The organism is Bradyrhizobium sp. Mp27 (assembly GCF_029953005.1).
Lineage (GTDB): Bacteria > Pseudomonadota > Alphaproteobacteria > Rhizobiales > Xanthobacteraceae > Bradyrhizobium > Bradyrhizobium barranii.
In genome coordinates this window covers 83,454-99,057 of record NZ_JASAUS010000012.1, presented here as the reverse complement: position 1 = coordinate 99,057, position 15,604 = coordinate 83,454, and the positions used below count along the sequence as shown (strand labels likewise).

The 15,604-nt window shown below is 63.7% G+C and carries 16 protein-coding genes, 1 pseudogene and 1 riboswitch; of the genes and pseudogenes, 9 read left to right on the top strand and 8 right to left on the bottom strand.

Features of this window, described 5'->3' with window-relative positions; genetic code table 11:
- A partial coding sequence (locus QJT78_RS10510; RefSeq protein ID WP_281460228.1) for a hypothetical protein occupies positions 1 to 192 on the top strand: 192 nt, incomplete at its 5' end.
- Between the two features lie 10 nt (positions 193 to 202).
- On the opposite strand, the gene QJT78_RS10505 is transcribed toward QJT78_RS10510, so the two are convergent.
- From QJT78_RS10505 to QJT78_RS10490, 4 genes are all read right to left on the bottom strand, one after another.
- Positions 203 to 988, bottom strand: coding sequence for an MFS transporter (locus tag QJT78_RS10505; protein WP_281460227.1), 786 nt, complete (start codon positions 986 to 988; stop codon positions 203 to 205).
- The gene (locus tag QJT78_RS10500; protein WP_028149922.1) at positions 985 to 2,355 is read right to left on the bottom strand and encodes an NAD(P)-binding domain-containing protein; all 1,371 of its coding nucleotides are present in this window, start codon (positions 2,353 to 2,355) and stop codon (positions 985 to 987) included. The genes QJT78_RS10505 and QJT78_RS10500 overlap by 4 nt, the downstream gene beginning before the upstream one ends.
- Positions 2,356 to 2,404: 49 nt before the next feature.
- The gene (locus QJT78_RS10495) at positions 2,405 to 2,722 is read right to left on the bottom strand and encodes a helix-turn-helix domain-containing protein (RefSeq protein WP_028149923.1); all 318 of its coding nucleotides are present in this window, start codon (positions 2,720 to 2,722) and stop codon (positions 2,405 to 2,407) included.
- Positions 2,723 to 2,811: 89 nt separating this feature from the next.
- Complete coding sequence (locus tag QJT78_RS10490) at positions 2,812 to 3,012, bottom strand: GDCCVxC domain-containing (seleno)protein (protein ID WP_080586512.1); 201 nt, start codon at positions 3,010 to 3,012, stop codon at positions 2,812 to 2,814.
- 143 nt (positions 3,013 to 3,155) lie between these two features.
- Here QJT78_RS10490 and QJT78_RS10485 point away from each other — a divergent pair, with 143 nt between their 5' ends.
- The 7 genes and pseudogenes from QJT78_RS10485 (at position 3,156) to arsC (ending at position 7,052) form a co-directional block, all read left to right on the top strand.
- Positions 3,156 to 3,482 carry a helix-turn-helix domain-containing protein gene (locus QJT78_RS10485; protein WP_028149924.1) on the top strand — a complete coding sequence of 109 codons (327 nt, stop codon included), beginning with the start codon at positions 3,156 to 3,158 and terminating at the stop codon, positions 3,480 to 3,482.
- Between the two features lie 13 nt (positions 3,483 to 3,495).
- Positions 3,496 to 4,761: an MFS transporter gene (locus tag QJT78_RS10480; protein ID WP_162136527.1), complete on the top strand. Its 1,266-nt coding sequence runs from the start codon at positions 3,496 to 3,498 to the stop codon at positions 4,759 to 4,761.
- Complete coding sequence (locus QJT78_RS10475; RefSeq protein WP_038942583.1) at positions 4,758 to 5,300, top strand: hypothetical protein; 543 nt, start codon at positions 4,758 to 4,760, stop codon at positions 5,298 to 5,300. Before QJT78_RS10480 ends, QJT78_RS10475 begins: the two co-directional genes overlap by 4 nt.
- A 121-nt stretch (positions 5,301 to 5,421) precedes the next feature.
- Positions 5,422 to 5,784: a metalloregulator ArsR/SmtB family transcription factor gene (locus QJT78_RS10470; protein WP_028149927.1), complete on the top strand. Its 363-nt coding sequence runs from the start codon at positions 5,422 to 5,424 to the stop codon at positions 5,782 to 5,784.
- A pseudogene (locus tag QJT78_RS10465) lies at positions 5,777 to 5,884 on the top strand (arsenate reductase ArsC); the annotation flags it as partial. The gene QJT78_RS10470 and the pseudogene QJT78_RS10465, both read left to right, overlap by 8 nt.
- Positions 5,885 to 5,934: 50 nt before the next feature.
- The gene (locus QJT78_RS10460; RefSeq protein ID WP_038942582.1) at positions 5,935 to 6,636 is read left to right on the top strand and encodes an MIP/aquaporin family protein; all 702 of its coding nucleotides are present in this window, start codon (positions 5,935 to 5,937) and stop codon (positions 6,634 to 6,636) included.
- A complete protein-coding gene (gene arsC / locus QJT78_RS10455; protein WP_028149929.1) occupies positions 6,633 to 7,052 on the top strand; it encodes an arsenate reductase (glutaredoxin) in 420 nt (139 codons plus the stop codon). The genes QJT78_RS10460 and arsC overlap by 4 nt, the downstream gene beginning before the upstream one ends.
- Before the next feature lie 76 nt (positions 7,053 to 7,128).
- On the opposite strand, the gene QJT78_RS10450 is transcribed toward arsC, so the two are convergent.
- The 4 genes from QJT78_RS10450 to QJT78_RS10435 form a co-directional block, all read right to left on the bottom strand.
- Positions 7,129 to 10,299 (bottom strand): efflux RND transporter permease subunit, encoded by a 3,171-nt coding sequence (locus QJT78_RS10450; protein ID WP_038952482.1) that lies wholly within the window; start codon positions 10,297 to 10,299, stop codon positions 7,129 to 7,131.
- Complete coding sequence (locus tag QJT78_RS10445; RefSeq protein ID WP_028149931.1) at positions 10,296 to 11,726, bottom strand: efflux RND transporter periplasmic adaptor subunit; 1,431 nt, start codon at positions 11,724 to 11,726, stop codon at positions 10,296 to 10,298. Before QJT78_RS10445 ends, QJT78_RS10450 begins: the two co-directional genes overlap by 4 nt.
- Positions 11,727 to 11,810: 84 nt before the next feature.
- The gene (locus QJT78_RS10440; RefSeq protein WP_038942578.1) at positions 11,811 to 12,203 is read right to left on the bottom strand and encodes a FixH family protein; all 393 of its coding nucleotides are present in this window, start codon (positions 12,201 to 12,203) and stop codon (positions 11,811 to 11,813) included.
- Between the two features lie 102 nt (positions 12,204 to 12,305).
- A complete protein-coding gene (locus QJT78_RS10435; protein WP_028149933.1) occupies positions 12,306 to 12,671 on the bottom strand; it encodes a hypothetical protein in 366 nt (121 codons plus the stop codon).
- 231 nt (positions 12,672 to 12,902) lie between these two features.
- Positions 12,903 to 13,111: riboswitch (cobalamin riboswitch) on the top strand.
- A gap of 124 nt (positions 13,112 to 13,235) precedes the next feature.
- On the opposite strand from QJT78_RS10435, the gene QJT78_RS53150 reads away from it, so the two are divergent.
- Positions 13,236 to 15,536, top strand: a complete 2,301-nt coding sequence (locus QJT78_RS53150) for a TonB-dependent receptor (protein WP_335337533.1) — start codon at positions 13,236 to 13,238, stop codon at positions 15,534 to 15,536.
- The last annotated feature ends 68 nt before the right edge of the window (positions 15,537 to 15,604 follow it).

The following is a 15,604-nucleotide window of genomic DNA, read 5'->3' as shown; positions in this document are numbered from 1 at the left end:
CTGCTGGACGCGAAGATCGCCATCAGCATGGACGGCAAGGGCGCCTGGCGCGACAACGTGTTTGTCGAGCGGCTCTGGCGCACGGTCAAATACGAAGAAGTTTATCTCCGCAATGGCCGCATGACCGTCGCCGACGATTTTGTCGTCGCTCTGGTCGGGCTACGCCCTCCCGACGCAACGACAAAATCGTAAAGCCCCGCGTTCAGCATAACCCGGCAGGAATCCACTTAAATCCAGCGGGGCGCTGTCCAAACAACCGGGGCCAGCTCTGAATGGCCGAGATGCCCGAACTGACGAAGCTTGCTGCCGCGAACATGTAAGCCAGCAGCACCATCGCGAAGGCTTCGCTCTGGCGTCCGGATTGCTGGATTGCACCCGGCCTCGGTCGAGCCTGCTGGTCCAATGGAACGGCGCGCGGCAGCGAGAGATTGAGCGGTAACGCAACAGCGATATGGATCGCCGCCCATACCTGGCAGGCGACGCGCCAGCCGTACTCCGACGCGAGCCAGGTCGTGAGGGGCCAGCCGAGCGTGCTGGCGAAACCGGCGATCAGCGTGATGCCGGTGATGGTTCGTCGTGCATTGGTACCGTAGATGCGCGCAAGCGTCGCAAAGGCCGCCTCATAGAGGCCCATGTCCATGCCGATCCCGAGCAACGCCCAGGCCGCAATCAACACCGTCACGCCATGGGCCACGGACAGCAGGAGCAGGCCTGCCACAAACACGAGGTTCGAAATGGCAAGCAGGCTGCGCCCGCCAAACGTATCGATGGCATGCCCCACGCGCGGGCCGAGCAGACCAGAGATGACGAGCGCTCCCGACAGCGCGCCGAACACGTAAGTCGGCGCGAGACCGAGATCGCGCGCAATCGGCGCAGCCAGGATGGCCGGGAGATAATAGCTCGACGCCCATGCAACCGTTTGCGCGGTGCCGAGCGCGGCGACGACGCCGAGCGGGCCTCGGGCTTGGCCCGCAGGAACTTGCGTCATGAACAACCACACCCCGAAGCGCCGGCCTTCTTGGCCGTTTCGTCGGCAGCACAGCAGGCGGACAAATCCTCCTTCGCCGGCCCGCCGCAACATCCCGATGCGGTCCCGGCGGCCTCGACACCGCCACGTGTGCAGACGCCGGTCTCCGGCAGCACAAGCTCCACCCTCGCCGCCGCCTCCTTGTCGCCAGCGATGTCGGCCGCAATCGAGCGAACCTGCTCATAACCCGTCATCATCAGGAAGGTCGGAGCGCGGCCGTACGACTTCATGCCCGCCATGTAGAAACCCGCTTCATCATGCGCGAGCTCGCGCGCGCCGTGGGGACGCACCGTCCCGCAGCTATGCTCGTTGGGGTCGATCAGCGGTGCGAGAGCGACCGGTGCGTCGATGGCGGGATCGAGCCGCAAACGCAGTTCGGACAGGAACGAGAAGTCAGGACGGAAACCTGTCGACACGATCAGTTCGTCCACGACCACGCTTCGCCCACCGCAACAGGACCCTGCCGCGATCTTGAGGCGACCTTCGGAGTCCGAGAGGTGCGTGACGCCGAATTCGGTTTCGACCTTGATCTTCCCGGAGGCAACAAGTGCGGCGAAGGCACTGCCAAGTTCGCCGCGCGCCGCGAGTTTATCGTTACGGCCGCCGCCAAAAGCCTTCGCGGGATCGGCGCCGCGCAACAGCCAGACAGGCTGCGTACCCGGCACTTCGTCGGCGAGATGTACGAGATCGATCAGCGTGCCCACCGCTGAATGACCCGCGCCCAAGACAGCAACGGTCTTGCCAGCATATCTGGAACGAGCGACACCCCGGACATCCGGCATGCCATAGGCGACACGGTCGCCGCATGCGGACTCACCGATCGCCGGCAAACCGTTGCGGCCGGCCGGATTGGGGGAGAACCATGTGCCTGAGGTATCGATCACGGCATCTGCACGCAGAACCTCGGGCCCCTTGCCGTTCTGGTAGCGGATTTCAAAAGGCGCCTGCTCGCGCCCCCTGGTCTTTGCCTTGTCGAAGCCGACGCGGCTGATGGCCGAGACGCGGCTGGAGGTCCGGATCACATCACGTAGCGACGTTCGCGTCGCGAGCGGCATCAGGTATCGGTCAAGCAGTTCGCCGCCGGTCGGATAGGATTGCGGGTCCGGCGAATTCCATCCCGTCGGTGCAAGCAGGCGCGCGGCGGCCTTGTCGACATTGTACTCCCACGGCGAGAACAGCTGAACCTGCTGCCACTGGCGGACGGCGTGTCCGGCTTCGGGTCCGGCCTCGAGCACAATGGGAGACATGCCGCGTTCGAGCACGTGCGCGGCCGCAGCCAGGCCGACCGGCCCCGCCCCGATAATGGCGACTGTCTTTCCGCCGCTCATTTCGCTACTCCCATTATTCTAGAATCATCGAATAATTCGGCCAAAAAAATCAGGCCGCCGTCTTGGCATCCTTGCATTCGGTTTCGTCCGCACAGCACTCCGACACCAGGAAATCCACCAGGCCCCGCATCCCGTCGTAGTTCGCGTGGCAGACCAGGGTCGTGGATTCGCGGACCTGACTAATGAGCCCGACCGCAACCAGAGACTTGATGTGATGAGATAGCGTCGATGCCGGGATCTTCAGCTTGTCCTGCAAGCGACCGACGGGCATGCCCGGCTGTCCAGCCCGGACCAGGGCCCGATAGATCTGAAGCCGGGTCCGGTTACCCAGAGCTTCCAAGCGTGCTGCTGCGTCGTCGATCTTCATGACCCTAAGATGCGCCGATCCCCCCTCGCCGTCAACTGTATTTCTAGAATATTGGAAATATGGGAGAGACCACCCCCGGCGGGGCTGCTTCAGCAGCACTTTCCGTTCTGCTGGATCGGCGGACAAGGGACCGATCCGTACGAACAGAAGACGCAGCAATCGCCGCTCGTCGGCTTGAGCCGGGTCCCGCATCCCTTGCAATCGTAGAAGAACTGACAGGCGTCAGTCGGCATGGTTTCGGCCGACGCGTGATGACAGACCGGACACGTAATGACCGATTGGGTTTGCATCGCCGGCTTTCCTCGATCGCGAGACACAACGCATTCTAGTCGTTCAGCGTAACCGCGGCCAGTTCGTAAATTGGATTTCTATTAAAACTATAAAACTAGGATTATAGTTTTAATTCTCAGGAGTTTGCGGTATGAGGGAACCCATGAACCGCAAAATCGCTGCACGTTGCCTGGCCGAATTAGGCAATTTGACGCGCCTGGACATTTATCGGCTTCTGGTTCGGGCCGGGCCACCCGGCCTTAACATCACCGATATCCAGACCCGTCTCGACGTACCGGCCTCAACGCTCGCCTTTCATCTGCGCGGGCTGGTTACGGCAGGCCTCGTCGCTCAAGAGAAAAACGGGCGCACGGTGATCTGCCGCGCTCAATATGATCGCATGGACGGAGTCATCGAGTTCTTGCGCGAGCATTGCTGCGAGGGATTTGCGAGCGATGTGCCGGCGACGGCGACGCGCCGGGCGAGTTGATCAGGTGCGGGTGGTGAGCCCCCGAACGTCGGCTCTCCATTATGGCTGGATCATCCTGGGCGCGGGCACCTTCGGCTCGTTCATGACCCTGCCCGGCCAAACGGCAGGCGTTTCAGTTTTCTTCGATCCCATCACTGCCGATCTTGGCATCTCGCGCACATCGGCCTCGATCGCTTATGCAGTTGGAACGCTTGCGGGAATTCTGCCGGCCCCTTTGATCGGTCGCTGGATCGACCGGCGTGGACCCCGCCTGACGGCGACCATCATCGCCGGTGGCCTCGCCTTGGCCTGCGCCCTCATGGCGACAGTTCAATCCGCAATAATGCTGCTCGTCGGATTCGCGCTGTTGCGTGGCGCGGCGATCGGCGGCCTTAGCCTCGTCAGTCAGCAGGTCGTCAATCTGTGGTTTGTGCGTCGGCGCGGGATTGCCGCTGCGGCGGCCAGCCTCGGGCTCGCGACTGGTTCCATGATCTTTCCGAAGCTCATCGATGCTCTCATCTCGCTCTACGGTTGGCGAGGCGCCTATCTCGCGCTTGCCGGGCTTGTCGCACTCACCATTCTGCCGGTTGCTGCCGTGCTGTTTCGCGATCGGCCGGAAAAATTCGGCCTCAGCACGGACGCCGGGCTGCTAACGGCCGCAGAATATCCACGGGAGGAGCCCTCGTTTACGCGCGAACAAGCGCTCCGTACCGGCGTATTCTGGCTGCTGTGTGCGGCAGGCTTTCTGACCAATGCCATCGGCACCGCGCTCTTGCTCAATCATTTCTCCATCATGCAGACGGCCGGGATCGCACACAGCGACGCACTGCTACTGTTGTCGCTTCTTGCCGGCGTTCAGGCTGTTGCGACACTCGGCACCGGATTTCTGGTGGATCGCTATGAACCGCGGCACCTGGTTCCACTTGCGATGTTCATGCTTGCGCTGGCGACGGCCCTTCCGGCGTTTGGCAACGGCGTCGCCATCAGTGTGCTGTACGCGCTGAGCCTGGGAGGGGCGTACGGTTCGCAGCAAGCTATCAACGCCGCCGGCTACGCGCAGTATTTCGGCCGAGACCATCTGGGCGCAATTAGGGGCGCGTCGTTCGTGTTCGGCATTGCCGGCGCGGCGTTCGGTCCTCTGCCTTTCGCGGCAAGTGTCGATTGGACGGGAAGCTATACAGCCGTCCTGATCGCCTGCTGCGCGCTTTGCATTGTCTGCGGCGCCGGAGCATTTGCCGTCAAACGACCGTCCTCGTCGGCCGAATCGATGATGAATTGCAAGATGGGAGTAACGCCATGACGGGCGGAGAAACGACCATCGTGGCAGGCATCGAAATTCCTTCGACCGACCCCTTCTTTCTGGCGGTGGTCCTGGGGGTGCATATCCCCCTGGGCCTTGCGTGCGTTGCGATCGGCGCAATCGCGATGTTGAGTCAGAAGCGTCGCGGGCGTCATTCGAGGCTTGGAACGACCTATTTCTGGTCCCTGCTGGCGCTCTTCGCGTCCGCGACGCTACTGTCGCTCATGCGCAGGGCCGAAAACTATCACTTGTTCGTTCTCGGTGCGTTGTCATTCACTTGCGCCTGGATCGGGCGCACTGCGCTCCGGCGCCGCTGGTGGTATTGGGTCAGGCTCCATATCGCGGGGATGGGCCTGTCGTACATACTGATGCTGGTTGCTTTCTACGTGGACAATGGAAAGCAGCTTCCGCTTTGGAAGGACCTGCCTCATTTCATGTACTGGCTGATACCTTTTGCGGTTGGTATTCCGCTCATCGTTCGCGCGCTTCTGTGGCCGCCGTTGGCGCCAGCCCGCCATGATTTTCACTCGATGCGGTAATTTACGATGCGCGCCAATCGATGCCCTCAAGCCAATGTTGCCGAATAACTCCTTCCGACGCGAGACGGGCTCTCCGGATTTCGGATTGACGAGCATCTTATAATTCCATAAATCTGGATATATGGAAACTGAAGAAGCCGTCCTCGCGCTCGCCGCCCTGTCACAATCGACCCGTCTGGAGGCCTTCCGGACGCTGGTCCGACACGAGCCCGATGGCCTTGCGGCCGGCGACCTCGCACGTCTGCTGGAAGTCCCGCCGAATACGCTTTCGGCTCATCTCTCGATCCTGACGCGTGCCCGCCTCGTCACCTCCGAGCGACACAGTCGTTCGATTGTCTATCGCGCCAACCTTGCGGAGTTCAGGGACGTTGCGGTTTTCCTGCTTCGGGATTGCTGCGGCGGCCGGCCGGAGGTTTGCGAACCGGTCGTCGAGAGCCTTCAAGCCTGCTGCCCGCCAAAACGAAAGGAGCGAAGCCGTGCCTGACCAGATGTACAATGTTTTGTTCCTGTGCACCGGCAATTCGGCGCGCTCGATCCTCGCCGAGTCGATCCTGCGCAAGGACGGAGTCGGCCGCTTTCAATCCGAGATCGGACGCTCCGAGGGCGCAACACATTCAACGCCGAAGGCCGGCTGATGGACAATTTCGATCTTCCACGGCGCCTCGCAGCCGAAGCGCTCGGCACCGGCATTCTCGTCGCCACCGTCGTCGGCTCCGGCATCATGGCCGAGACGCTGACCAGGGACGTGGCGCTGGCGCTTCTGTGCAATACCCTGCCGACCGGAGCCATTCTGGTTGTCCTGATCACCGTGCTCGGTCCGATCTCCGGCGCGCATTTCAATCCCGCCGTGACCCTCGTCTTCGCCGGCAAGCGCGAGCTTCCGGTCAACGAAGCCGTGCTCTACGTGGTCGCGCAGATCGCCGGCGGCATCGCGGGAACGATGGCCGCGCATCTGATGTTCGGACTTCCCCTGCTCGATTTCTCGACGAAGGTTCGAACGGGAGGGCCGCAATGGTTCGCCGAAGCGGTCGCCGCCTTCGGTCTGGTCGCGACGATCCTGGCCGGCATCCGATTTCAGCGGACCGCGGTTCCCTGGCTGGTGGGCCTTTACATCACGGCAGCCTATTGGTTCACGGCCTCCACATCGTTTGCAAATCCGGCGGTGGCCATCGCGCGGTCGCTGACAAACACGTTCTCGGGCATTCGTCCGACCGACCTGCCCGGATTCATCCTTGCGGAGCTCTGCGGAGCATTCGCCGGCATGCTGTTGATGAACTGGCTGCTCGGACAGTCGAAGTCGCGCGGCCCTATCCCGATTGCGGAGACGACCCGATGAACGTTACGATCTACCACAACCCCGATTGCGGCACCTCGCGCAACACGCTTGCGATGATCCGGCAGAGCGGCGCGGAGCCCACTGTCATCGAATATCTCAAGACCCCGCCATCGCGCGAGACGCTCAAGCAGCTGATTGCAGCGATGGGCATTCCGGTTCGCGCATTGCTGCGCGAGAAGGGCACGCCGTACAAGGAGCTCGGCCTCGCCGACCCCAAATGGACCGACGACCAGTTGATCGACCAGATGCTCGCGCATCCCATTCTCATCAACCGCCCGATCGTCGTGACCTCGAAGGGCACGCGCTTGTGCCGCCCTTCCGAAGCCGTCGTCGACCTCCTCGACAATCCGGTCGGCCGGTTCGTAAAGGAGGACGGCGAGGTGGTCGAAGCGCGCCAGGCAACTCACCGCCCCTAACGCTCCTCGGTCGGAATCCGCCGCGGGCTTTTTCACGTCGGAGCGGCGGTCGCCATGAAGACGACCTCCGCCCAGCCTATTCGGCGGCTTGCGACGCGCGCGCGGTCCATTCGTCGGCAGGAGCCGATCGCTCGCCCGATGGAAGCCCCCGCCCCTTTACCAAGCCGAAAATTGCGGGGATCACGACGAGCGTCAGCAGTGTCGACGACGTCATGCCGCCGATCATCGGCACCGCAATGCGCTGCATGATCTCCGATCCGGCCCCGGTGCTCCACATGATCGGCAGCAGACCGGCCATGATGGCAACCACCGTCATCATCTTGGGCCGCACGCGCTCAACCGCGCCCACCATGATGGCGTCGTGGAGATCCCGGCGCGTCAGTGGCCTCCCCTCGGCGCGGCACCTGGCCTTCACCTCGGCCAGCGCGTGATCGAGGTAGATCAGCATGACGACACCCGTCTCGGCGGCGACGCCTGCGAGCGCGATGAAGCCGACCGCGACGGCAACGGACAGATTGAAGCCGAGCCACCACATCATCCAGATGCCGCCGACCAGCGCGAACGGCATTGACAGCATCACGATCAGCGTCTCGGTCATCGCGCGGAAGTTCAGGTACAGCAGCAGGAAGATGATCGTGAGCGTCACGGGCACGACGATCTTCAGACGGGCGGCGGCGCGCTGCAGATACTCGTACTGGCCGCTCCACACGACGTAGGTGCCGGCGGGAAACCGGATGCTCTCCATCACGGCGCGTTGTGCATCGGCGACGTAGCTTCCGATGTCGCGATCCCGGATGTCGACATAGATGTAGGTCGCAAGCTGGCCGTTCTCCGTCCGGATCGACGTCGGCCCGCGCGCGGGTTCGACCTTCGCTACCTCGCCGAGCGGCACGGCGCCGCCCGACGGCATTGGCACCAGGATATCGCTGGCGATGGCCTTGGGGTTGTCGCGAAGGTCGCGCGGATAGCGCATGTTCACCGTGAACCGCTGCCGGCCCTCCACGGTCGTCGTGACCGTCTGACCGCCGAGCGCGGCCGCGATGGTGTCCTGGACGTCCTGGATCAGGATGCCGTAACGGGCGAGCGCCTCACGGTCGGGAACGATCTCGAGATAATAGCCGCCGATGCCGCGCTCGGCGTAGGCAGACGACGTGCCGGGCACGGTCTTGATGACGCGTTCGATCTGCTTCGCGAGCCGATCGATCTCGGCGAGGTCCGTGCCCATGACCTTGACGCCGACCGGCGTGCGGATTCCGGTGGAGAGCATGTCGATGCGCGCCTTGATCGGCATGGTCCAGGCATTGGAGACGCCTGGAAACTGCAACGCCTTGTCCATCTCGGCGATGAGACTGTCGACGGTAACGCCGGAGCGCCACTGCTCCTTCGGCTTCAGGTTGACGATCGTCTCAAACATCTCGGTCGGGGCGGGATCGGTCGCAGTGGCGGCTCGTCCCGCCTTGCCATAGACCGAAGCGACCTCCGGGAACGACTTGATGATGCGGTCCTGCACCTGCATCAGCTCGGCCGCCTTGGTGACCGAAATGCCGGGCAGCGTCGTTGGCATGTAGAGCAGCGTTCCCTCATTCAGCGCCGGCATGAACTCGGTGCCGAGCTGGCGCGCCGGCCAGATCGTCACCGCAAGCACGACGAGCGAAGCCAGGATGACCAGCGTCTTCGCGCGCAGAACCCCCTTGATCACGGGACGGTAGACCCAGATCAGGAAGCGGTTGATGACGTTCCTGCTCTCCGGGACGATCCTGCCGCGGACGAAGATCACCATCAGCGCCGGCACCAGGGTGACGGACAGCAAGGCCGCGGCGGCCATGGAGAAGGTTTTCGTGAACGCCAGCGGGCTGAACAATCGGCCCTCCTGCGATTCCAGCGTGAAGATCGGCATGAACGACACGGTGATGATCAACAGGCTGAAGAAGAGCGCGGGGCCGACCTCGGATGCCGCGTCGATCAGAACCTGCACGCGCGACTGATCGGGCCTCGCCCGTTCGAGGTGCTTGTGTGCGTTCTCGATCATGACGATGGCGGCGTCCACCATGGCGCCGATGGCAATCGCGATGCCGCCGAGGCTCATGATGTTCGATCCCAGCCCGAGCAGCTTCATGGCGCCAAACGCCATCAACACGCCGACCGGCAACATCAGGATCGCGACGAGTGCGCTGCGGACATGCAGCAGGAACACGATGCAGACGAGCCCGACGACGATGCTCTCCTCGAACAGCGTATGCTTGAGGGTATCGATGGCCGCGTAGATCAGGTTCGACCGGTCGTAGACCGGCACGATCTCGACCGATTTCGGCAGACTGCTCGCGATCTCCCTGAAGCGCTTCTTGACGTTTTCGATGACGTCGAGGGCGTTGACGCCGAACCGCTGCAGCACAATGCCGCTTGCGACCTCGCCCTCACCATTCAATTCGGCGATGCCGCGCCGCTCGTCTGGCCCGAGCTCGACGTTGGCGACGTCCCGCAACAGCACCGGCGTGCCGTTGCTCGTCTTCAGCACGATGTTGCCGAGATCGTTGATGCTCTTGATGTAGCCCTTGCCGCGGATGACGTATTCGAACTCGGAGAGCTCGACGGTGCGGCCGCCGACGTCGGCGTTGCTGGCGCGGATCGCCTCACGTATTTTCTGCATGCTGATGCCGCGGTCGCGCATCCGCTGCGGGTCGAGGACCACGTTGTACTGCTTGACGAAGCCGCCGACGCTGGCGACCTCGGCGACACCTTCGGCCTTGGCCAGCGCGAACTTCAGATTCCAGTCCTGGATCGTGCGCGTGTCCGCCAGGTTCAATTCCTTCGATACGACGGCGTATTGGTAGACCCAGCCGACGCCGGTCGCGTCGGGCCCGATGGTTGGGGTGACGCCGGCGGGAAGCCTGGACGCCGCGCTGTTCAGGAATTCCATGACGCGCGACCGCGCCCAATAGATGTCGGTGCCGTCCTCGAAGATCACGTAGACGAAGGAAACGCCGAAGAACGAGAAGCCACGGACGACCTTCGATTTCGGCACGGTGAGCATCGCCGTCGTCAGCGGATAGGTGACCTGATCCTCGATCACCTGCGGCGCCTGGCCGGGATACTCGGTGTAGACGATGACCTGCGTATCCGAGAGGTCCGGGATCGCATCCAGCGGAAGGTGAATCAGGGCATAGAGGCCGGCGGCGGCCGCGAAGCCGGTCCCGAACAGCACGAGCAGCAGATTGCGCGCCGACCAGGCGATGATGCGGGCGATCATTTATGATCTCCCGTTGCATTGCCAGGGCCGGCGTCGGTGGCCTGGGACGCCGCCTCGCCAAACCCCTTCAGCGCCGCCTTCAGGTTGCTTTCCGCATCGATCAGGAAGTTGGCGGAGGTTACCACCGCCTCGCCGTCCGCGAGACCATGGCGCACCTCGACATAACCGCCGCCGCGACGGCCGAGCTTGACTTCCCGCGGTTCGAAGCGCCCTTCCCCCTTGTCGACGAGGACGGCCTGCCGGATGCCGGTGTCGAGCACCGCGCTGTCCTGTATCGCCAGGACGGGCGCGGCATCGGCCGTGTCGATGTCGGCATCGACGTACATGTCGGGCAGTAGCACCGCGTCCGGATTGGCGAGCTCGATCCTGATGCGAACGGTGCGCGTGTCGCGGTTCACCTGCGGATAGACGACGGCGATTGTCCCGGTGAAGGTTCGGCCGGGGAAACTGCGCGCGCGCACCGCGACCGACTGGCCCACCGCGATGTTGCCGAGATCGCGCTCGGCCACGTCGACCAGCGCCCAGACGACCGAGGTGTCCGCGATCCGGAACAGGACGTCGCCGGGATTGGCCCGCATACCTTCGATCGCGTTGCGTTCGAGCACGACCCCGTCGCGCGGTGCAGACCAGCGTATGGCCACGGGCGCGGTGTGCGTCTTGTCCATCTCCGCGATGACGGACTCGGGAACGTCGAGATTGACCAGCCGCTGTCGCGAGCCGCGGCCGTACATCTCGACACCGCCGACCGTCTTGGAGGTGATCGTCGCGAGATATTCCGCCGCCGCGGACGCCACCGCCGAACTGTAGATTTCCATCAGCGGCTGGCCGGCCTTCACGCGCGTCCCGGTCGTCACGTCGGCGACCTTCTGCACGAAGCTTTCGGCGCGCATCGCGATCACCGACACGCGGCGTTCATCGAGCTGGATCGTGCCGGGCGCCTTCACCGAGACCCGGATCGAGCGCCGTGCGACGGGCTCGGACTTCACGCCCGCGCGCTGGATCTTGCCGGGCGACAGCTTCACCGTGCCGTCGTCGGTGTCGTCGCCTTCGTAAACGGCGACATAGTCCATCCCCATCGGATCCTTCTTCGGGACGGGCGAGGTATCGGGCAGCCCCATGGGATTGCGGTAGTAGAGGATTTTTCGCGGCGAAGCCGCCTGCGCCTTCGGCGGCGCCGGCGTGACGGCCGCTCCGTCGTCGTAGACCGGCAGATAGTCCCGCCCGCGGTCGTCCTTCTTCGGACCCGCAGACCAGAGCGGCGCACCGCTTGGATCGCGGTAGTAGAGCGGACTTCGCTCCGCGGCAGCCGCAGCCGATGATATGTCGGCCTCAGCGAGCCAGCCCGCACCGTTCGAATGCCAGTAGTAGCCGGCCAGGACCAGGCCGCCGCCCAGCGCAAGTGCCGTCAGGAGACGCAGCGTTTTCATGTCGTGTATCCGCGCGCCCGGGAGCGCGCGTCCGTGTGAAGGAAAAAGGGGAATGTCGGGCGCCGCCGGGCAGCGCCCGAACGCTCACTTGACCGCCGTGACGATCACCTTGCCGGTGACGGTCTCCGGTTCGCCCTGCACCTTCACGGACAGCGTCATCTGGTAGCGGCCAGCCATCGGCAGGTCCGTCTTGAAGGCGTACACACCCGGCTCCCTGGACGGCAGCGGCGCGACCGCCGATTCCATCTCGGCCATCCCGTCCGGGGCCATGTCGAGGCGGGTCTTGAAGATGACCGCGTCCGGTATCGGCTTGCCGGTCTGCTTGTTCGTCAGGCGAACGGCGAGCGTGACGTCTTCGCCCTTCTTCATCTCCGGATTGACGGGCTCGAAGGCGTAGTCGCCCGCGCCCGCCGTCGCGGCGGAAGCGGCAAGCGAAAGGGTGGCGGCGAGAGCCGCGGTGCTGATCTTGGAAAGCATTGTCCTGTCCTCATGAATTGATCTTTCGCCGTGGCGCGTGAAGCGCGCACGTCAGTCGTCGTCGCGAGCAGGCATGCCGCTCGCGTCTCGGGCTTTGCGAGATCAGATTCGAGGAGGTCGGAAAGGAGGACTGCCGCCGCGGGAGGAAACGACCTGATCCGGGGGGATAGCCATCGTGCTGGCCATGACGGCGAGACGTTCGAACGCCGCGGGCCTGACATCACCGAGCGCGATGATCCCACCGACGCAGCAGAAGCCCATCCCGCACTTGTAGCCGCCGCTATGGGAGCCCGTTCCCTTCATGTCGGGACAACAATCGTCCATCGACATGTCGGCGTCGCCGCTCATGTGCATGGTCGTCGCCATATCATCCGACGACATTGCGAGGTTCGCCGCGGACGCGCCAACCGGCAGCATCGCCAGGGAGATGGCGATGGCGACTGCCAGGATGGTACGGACGAACTGCATCAATATCGACTTACCTTGTCGGGCCGGAACATGGCCTCAGTAGCATATTCGGACACCAAAGGCAGTCATTGATCGTGGTCAAGCGTTCGTTACCCAGGCTCGTCCGGAGGCCGGGTTGGACGTTTCGACGCAGCCCTTCGGACTATCGTGCAAAACAGCAACATAAGGCCACCATCGACCGACCGGCCCGTCCAGCAGCCCGCGCGGATGTTGACGCGCTCATCCCCTGATGCCAGTTTCGTGATCGGTAGTGTCCGCAAGGACTCTTCAAGGGAATGCGGTGCGTCCACCTTAGTGGGCAATTCCGCGGCTGCCCCCGCAACTGTAGGCGGATAGCCGACGACCAAACGAACCACTGGAGCCCCGCTTGGGCCTCTGGGAAGGTGGTCGAAGGCGATGACCCGCGAGCCAGGAAACCTGCTGCCAGCCATGGTCACGCGCGAACGCATTGGGCGGGGTGCCCTGATGTCGGACAAGTAGCCGGTGCATCCGCCGCCTGGGGCGAAGGTGGATGACTAAGGCAACCGCGGTGACGGTTTGTTTGCGTCGCCGCAGAGCGTTGTCGTGCAAAATCTTCATTTCCGTGCTGGCGCAAGGCCGGCGTTATCGCGTGCTTTCCTGATTACTCTGCTCTCGTCGGTGTCGCTGTCGTCCGCGGCGCTCGCGCAAAGCGCGGCGCAGGACAACCGCTCCCGGGAGGTCGGCCCGGTGATCGTGTCGCCGCCTGCGCCGCGACAGGCTCCTGCCGTCAGCCCCGGCACTCAGAAGCAGCGCGCGGCCCGGCGCTCCGCGGGACGCAATCGTGGCGCCCCTGCAGTCTCCGTTCCGGCCACGCAAGCTCCGAGCGGCCCGGTGCAGACGCCGCTCAACACGGCAGCCGTCACCGACGTCGGCTCCCGGCTCGGCATCATCGCGCGCGAGATGCCGGCGACCGTCGAGGTCATCAGTCAGCGGACGATGCAGGAACTGGGCATCCGGACCACGACCGACGTCGCCAAGGCTGCAGTCGGCGTCACCGGCGGCGATGCGCCCGGCGCGCCCGCCATCTTCTCGATGCGTGGCTTTTCCGGCGACCAGATCTCCACGCTCTACAACGGCATCCCGATCGGGCCGTCGACCATGACCGGCCGTCCCATGGACGTGGCTGGCCTCCAGCAGGTCGAGATCATCAAGGGACCGGACTCGCTGGTGGCGGGCCTCGGTGCGACCGGCGGCGCCATCGACTACGTGAACAAGGTGCCGCACACCGGACCAATCGTCAACGACGCCTTCACCTCCTGGGATTCCTTCAACGGCTATCGCGCCGGTTACGGATCGGGCGGCAGCACGCTGATCAACGGCCTCGACTACCGCTTCGACATCAGCCATTTCAACAACAAGGGCTTTATCGACGACACCTATTCGAAGCTCAGCAACGTCTCGGGCCGGCTGAACTATCGCGTCAACGAGAACCTGAAGATCTGGGGCGCGGTCGAATACAGGCAGGACAACGACCGGTTCTACTGGGGAACGCCGCTGGTGCCGGCGAACGCGCCGGGCATCGTGCCGACGTACGGCGTCGTCTCCGGCCTCTGGAGCAACTATTACCTCGGCGGCGGCACGCCGGTCCCGGTCACCATCGACGCGCGCACGCTGACCACGAACTACAACGTGCTCGACAATCACAGCGGCGCCAACGAGCTCTGGCTGCGCAGCGGCTTTCAATGGGACATCACCAACAACATCTCGCTGAAGAGCCAAGTCTATGGCTATGACGCCCACCGGCACTGGTTCAACAACGAGATCTCGTCGTTCGACCAGACCGTAGGCAGTTTCGCAGGCGCGCTGAGCATCTACCGCGAGCGCCTGGCGCTGGATCACGCGCAGCGGCTCTACGGCAACATCACCGACCTCACCGTCAATTCCAACGTCGGCGGAATGGACAATCGCTTCGTCGCCACCGTGGCGGCGAGCAGCAATCAGTTCAACGTCTCGCAGGACACGCTGTTCTTCAATGACTACGTCGACCTCCTCAACCCGGATCGGGGGTTCTATGGCCCGCGCGCCGACGAGAAGATCTATACCCATCTCGACACCGCCTCGCTGTCGTTCGAGGACCGGCTCAAGCTGACCTCGACCTTCGCGCTGATCGGCGGCATCCGTTTTGAGAATATCGAGCTGTCGCGGACCCGCTTCGACGAGAATGGCCTCCTGAAAGCCAGCTATCCTTTCTCGAAGACGTTCAATCCGGTCACCGGACGCATCGGCTACACCTGGGACATCGCGCCCGGCGTGATGCTTTACAGCCAGTACGCGACGGCAGCCGACCCGACGGTGGCGAACATCTTCATCCTCAGGCCCACGACGCCGCTGCTGCTCACGACGTCGCGGACCTACGAGACCGGCGTGAAGCTGCTATCGGCCGACAAGCGCGCGGAGGCCACGTTCTCGGCCTTCGACATCGAGCGCAAGAACGTCTACGTCCCCGAAAGCGGCATCCTCTTCAACGTCGCCGGCAAGATGGCCTCCAAGGGCGTCGAGATTGCTGCCGCGGTCAATCCGGTCGCCGGCCTGAAACTATGGGGCAACGTCGCCTTCGTGCAGTCGCGCTTCATCGACTTCACCTATGTGGACGGCAATGTTATTCGGGCAAGACGCCGCCCAACGTTCCCAACTTCATCGCCAACGCCGGCGCCTCCTATCGCTTCGACACGAAGCTGCCGGTGGAGATCGGCGGCCTCGTCCGTCACGTCGGCGACCGCTTCAACTTCCAGGACAATCTGGTCACGATGGACGCCTACACGATCTTCGACGCGTTCGCATTCGTCGACATCCCCAAAGCCTATTTCCCGGGCGTCGACCAGACCCGGATCAGCTTTCGTGTGAGGAACCTGACCAACAAGCTCTACGCCGCCTGGGGCGATCCGGGTTACACCGACCAGATCATCCTCGGC

What these genes read in the sequence shown, in the direction of transcription:
- QJT78_RS10505 (WP_281460227.1), bottom strand. Translation starts at nt 988, where the DNA reads ATGACGCAAGTTCCTGCGGGCCAAGCCCGAGGCCCGCTCGGCGTCGTC.
- QJT78_RS10500 (WP_028149922.1), bottom strand. Translation starts at nt 2,355, where the DNA reads ATGAGCGGCGGAAAGACAGTCGCCATTATCGGGGCGGGGCCGGTCGGC.
- QJT78_RS10495 (WP_028149923.1), bottom strand. Translation starts at nt 2,722, where the DNA reads ATGAAGATCGACGACGCAGCAGCACGCTTGGAAGCTCTGGGTAACCGG.
- QJT78_RS10490 (WP_080586512.1), bottom strand. Translation starts at nt 3,012, where the DNA reads ATGCAAACCCAATCGGTCATTACGTGTCCGGTCTGTCATCACGCGTCG.
- QJT78_RS10485 (WP_028149924.1), top strand. Translation starts at nt 3,156, where the DNA reads ATGAACCGCAAAATCGCTGCACGTTGCCTGGCCGAATTAGGCAATTTG.
- QJT78_RS10475 (WP_038942583.1), top strand. Translation starts at nt 4,758, where the DNA reads ATGACGGGCGGAGAAACGACCATCGTGGCAGGCATCGAAATTCCTTCG.
- QJT78_RS10470 (WP_028149927.1), top strand. Translation starts at nt 5,422, where the DNA reads ATGGAAACTGAAGAAGCCGTCCTCGCGCTCGCCGCCCTGTCACAATCG.
- QJT78_RS10460 (WP_038942582.1), top strand. Translation starts at nt 5,935, where the DNA reads ATGGACAATTTCGATCTTCCACGGCGCCTCGCAGCCGAAGCGCTCGGC.
- arsC (WP_028149929.1), top strand. Translation starts at nt 6,633, where the DNA reads ATGAACGTTACGATCTACCACAACCCCGATTGCGGCACCTCGCGCAAC.
- QJT78_RS10450 (WP_038952482.1), bottom strand. Translation starts at nt 10,299, where the DNA reads ATGATCGCCCGCATCATCGCCTGGTCGGCGCGCAATCTGCTGCTCGTG.
- QJT78_RS10445 (WP_028149931.1), bottom strand. Translation starts at nt 11,726, where the DNA reads ATGAAAACGCTGCGTCTCCTGACGGCACTTGCGCTGGGCGGCGGCCTG.
- QJT78_RS10440 (WP_038942578.1), bottom strand. Translation starts at nt 12,203, where the DNA reads ATGCTTTCCAAGATCAGCACCGCGGCTCTCGCCGCCACCCTTTCGCTT.
- QJT78_RS10435 (WP_028149933.1), bottom strand. Translation starts at nt 12,671, where the DNA reads ATGCAGTTCGTCCGTACCATCCTGGCAGTCGCCATCGCCATCTCCCTG.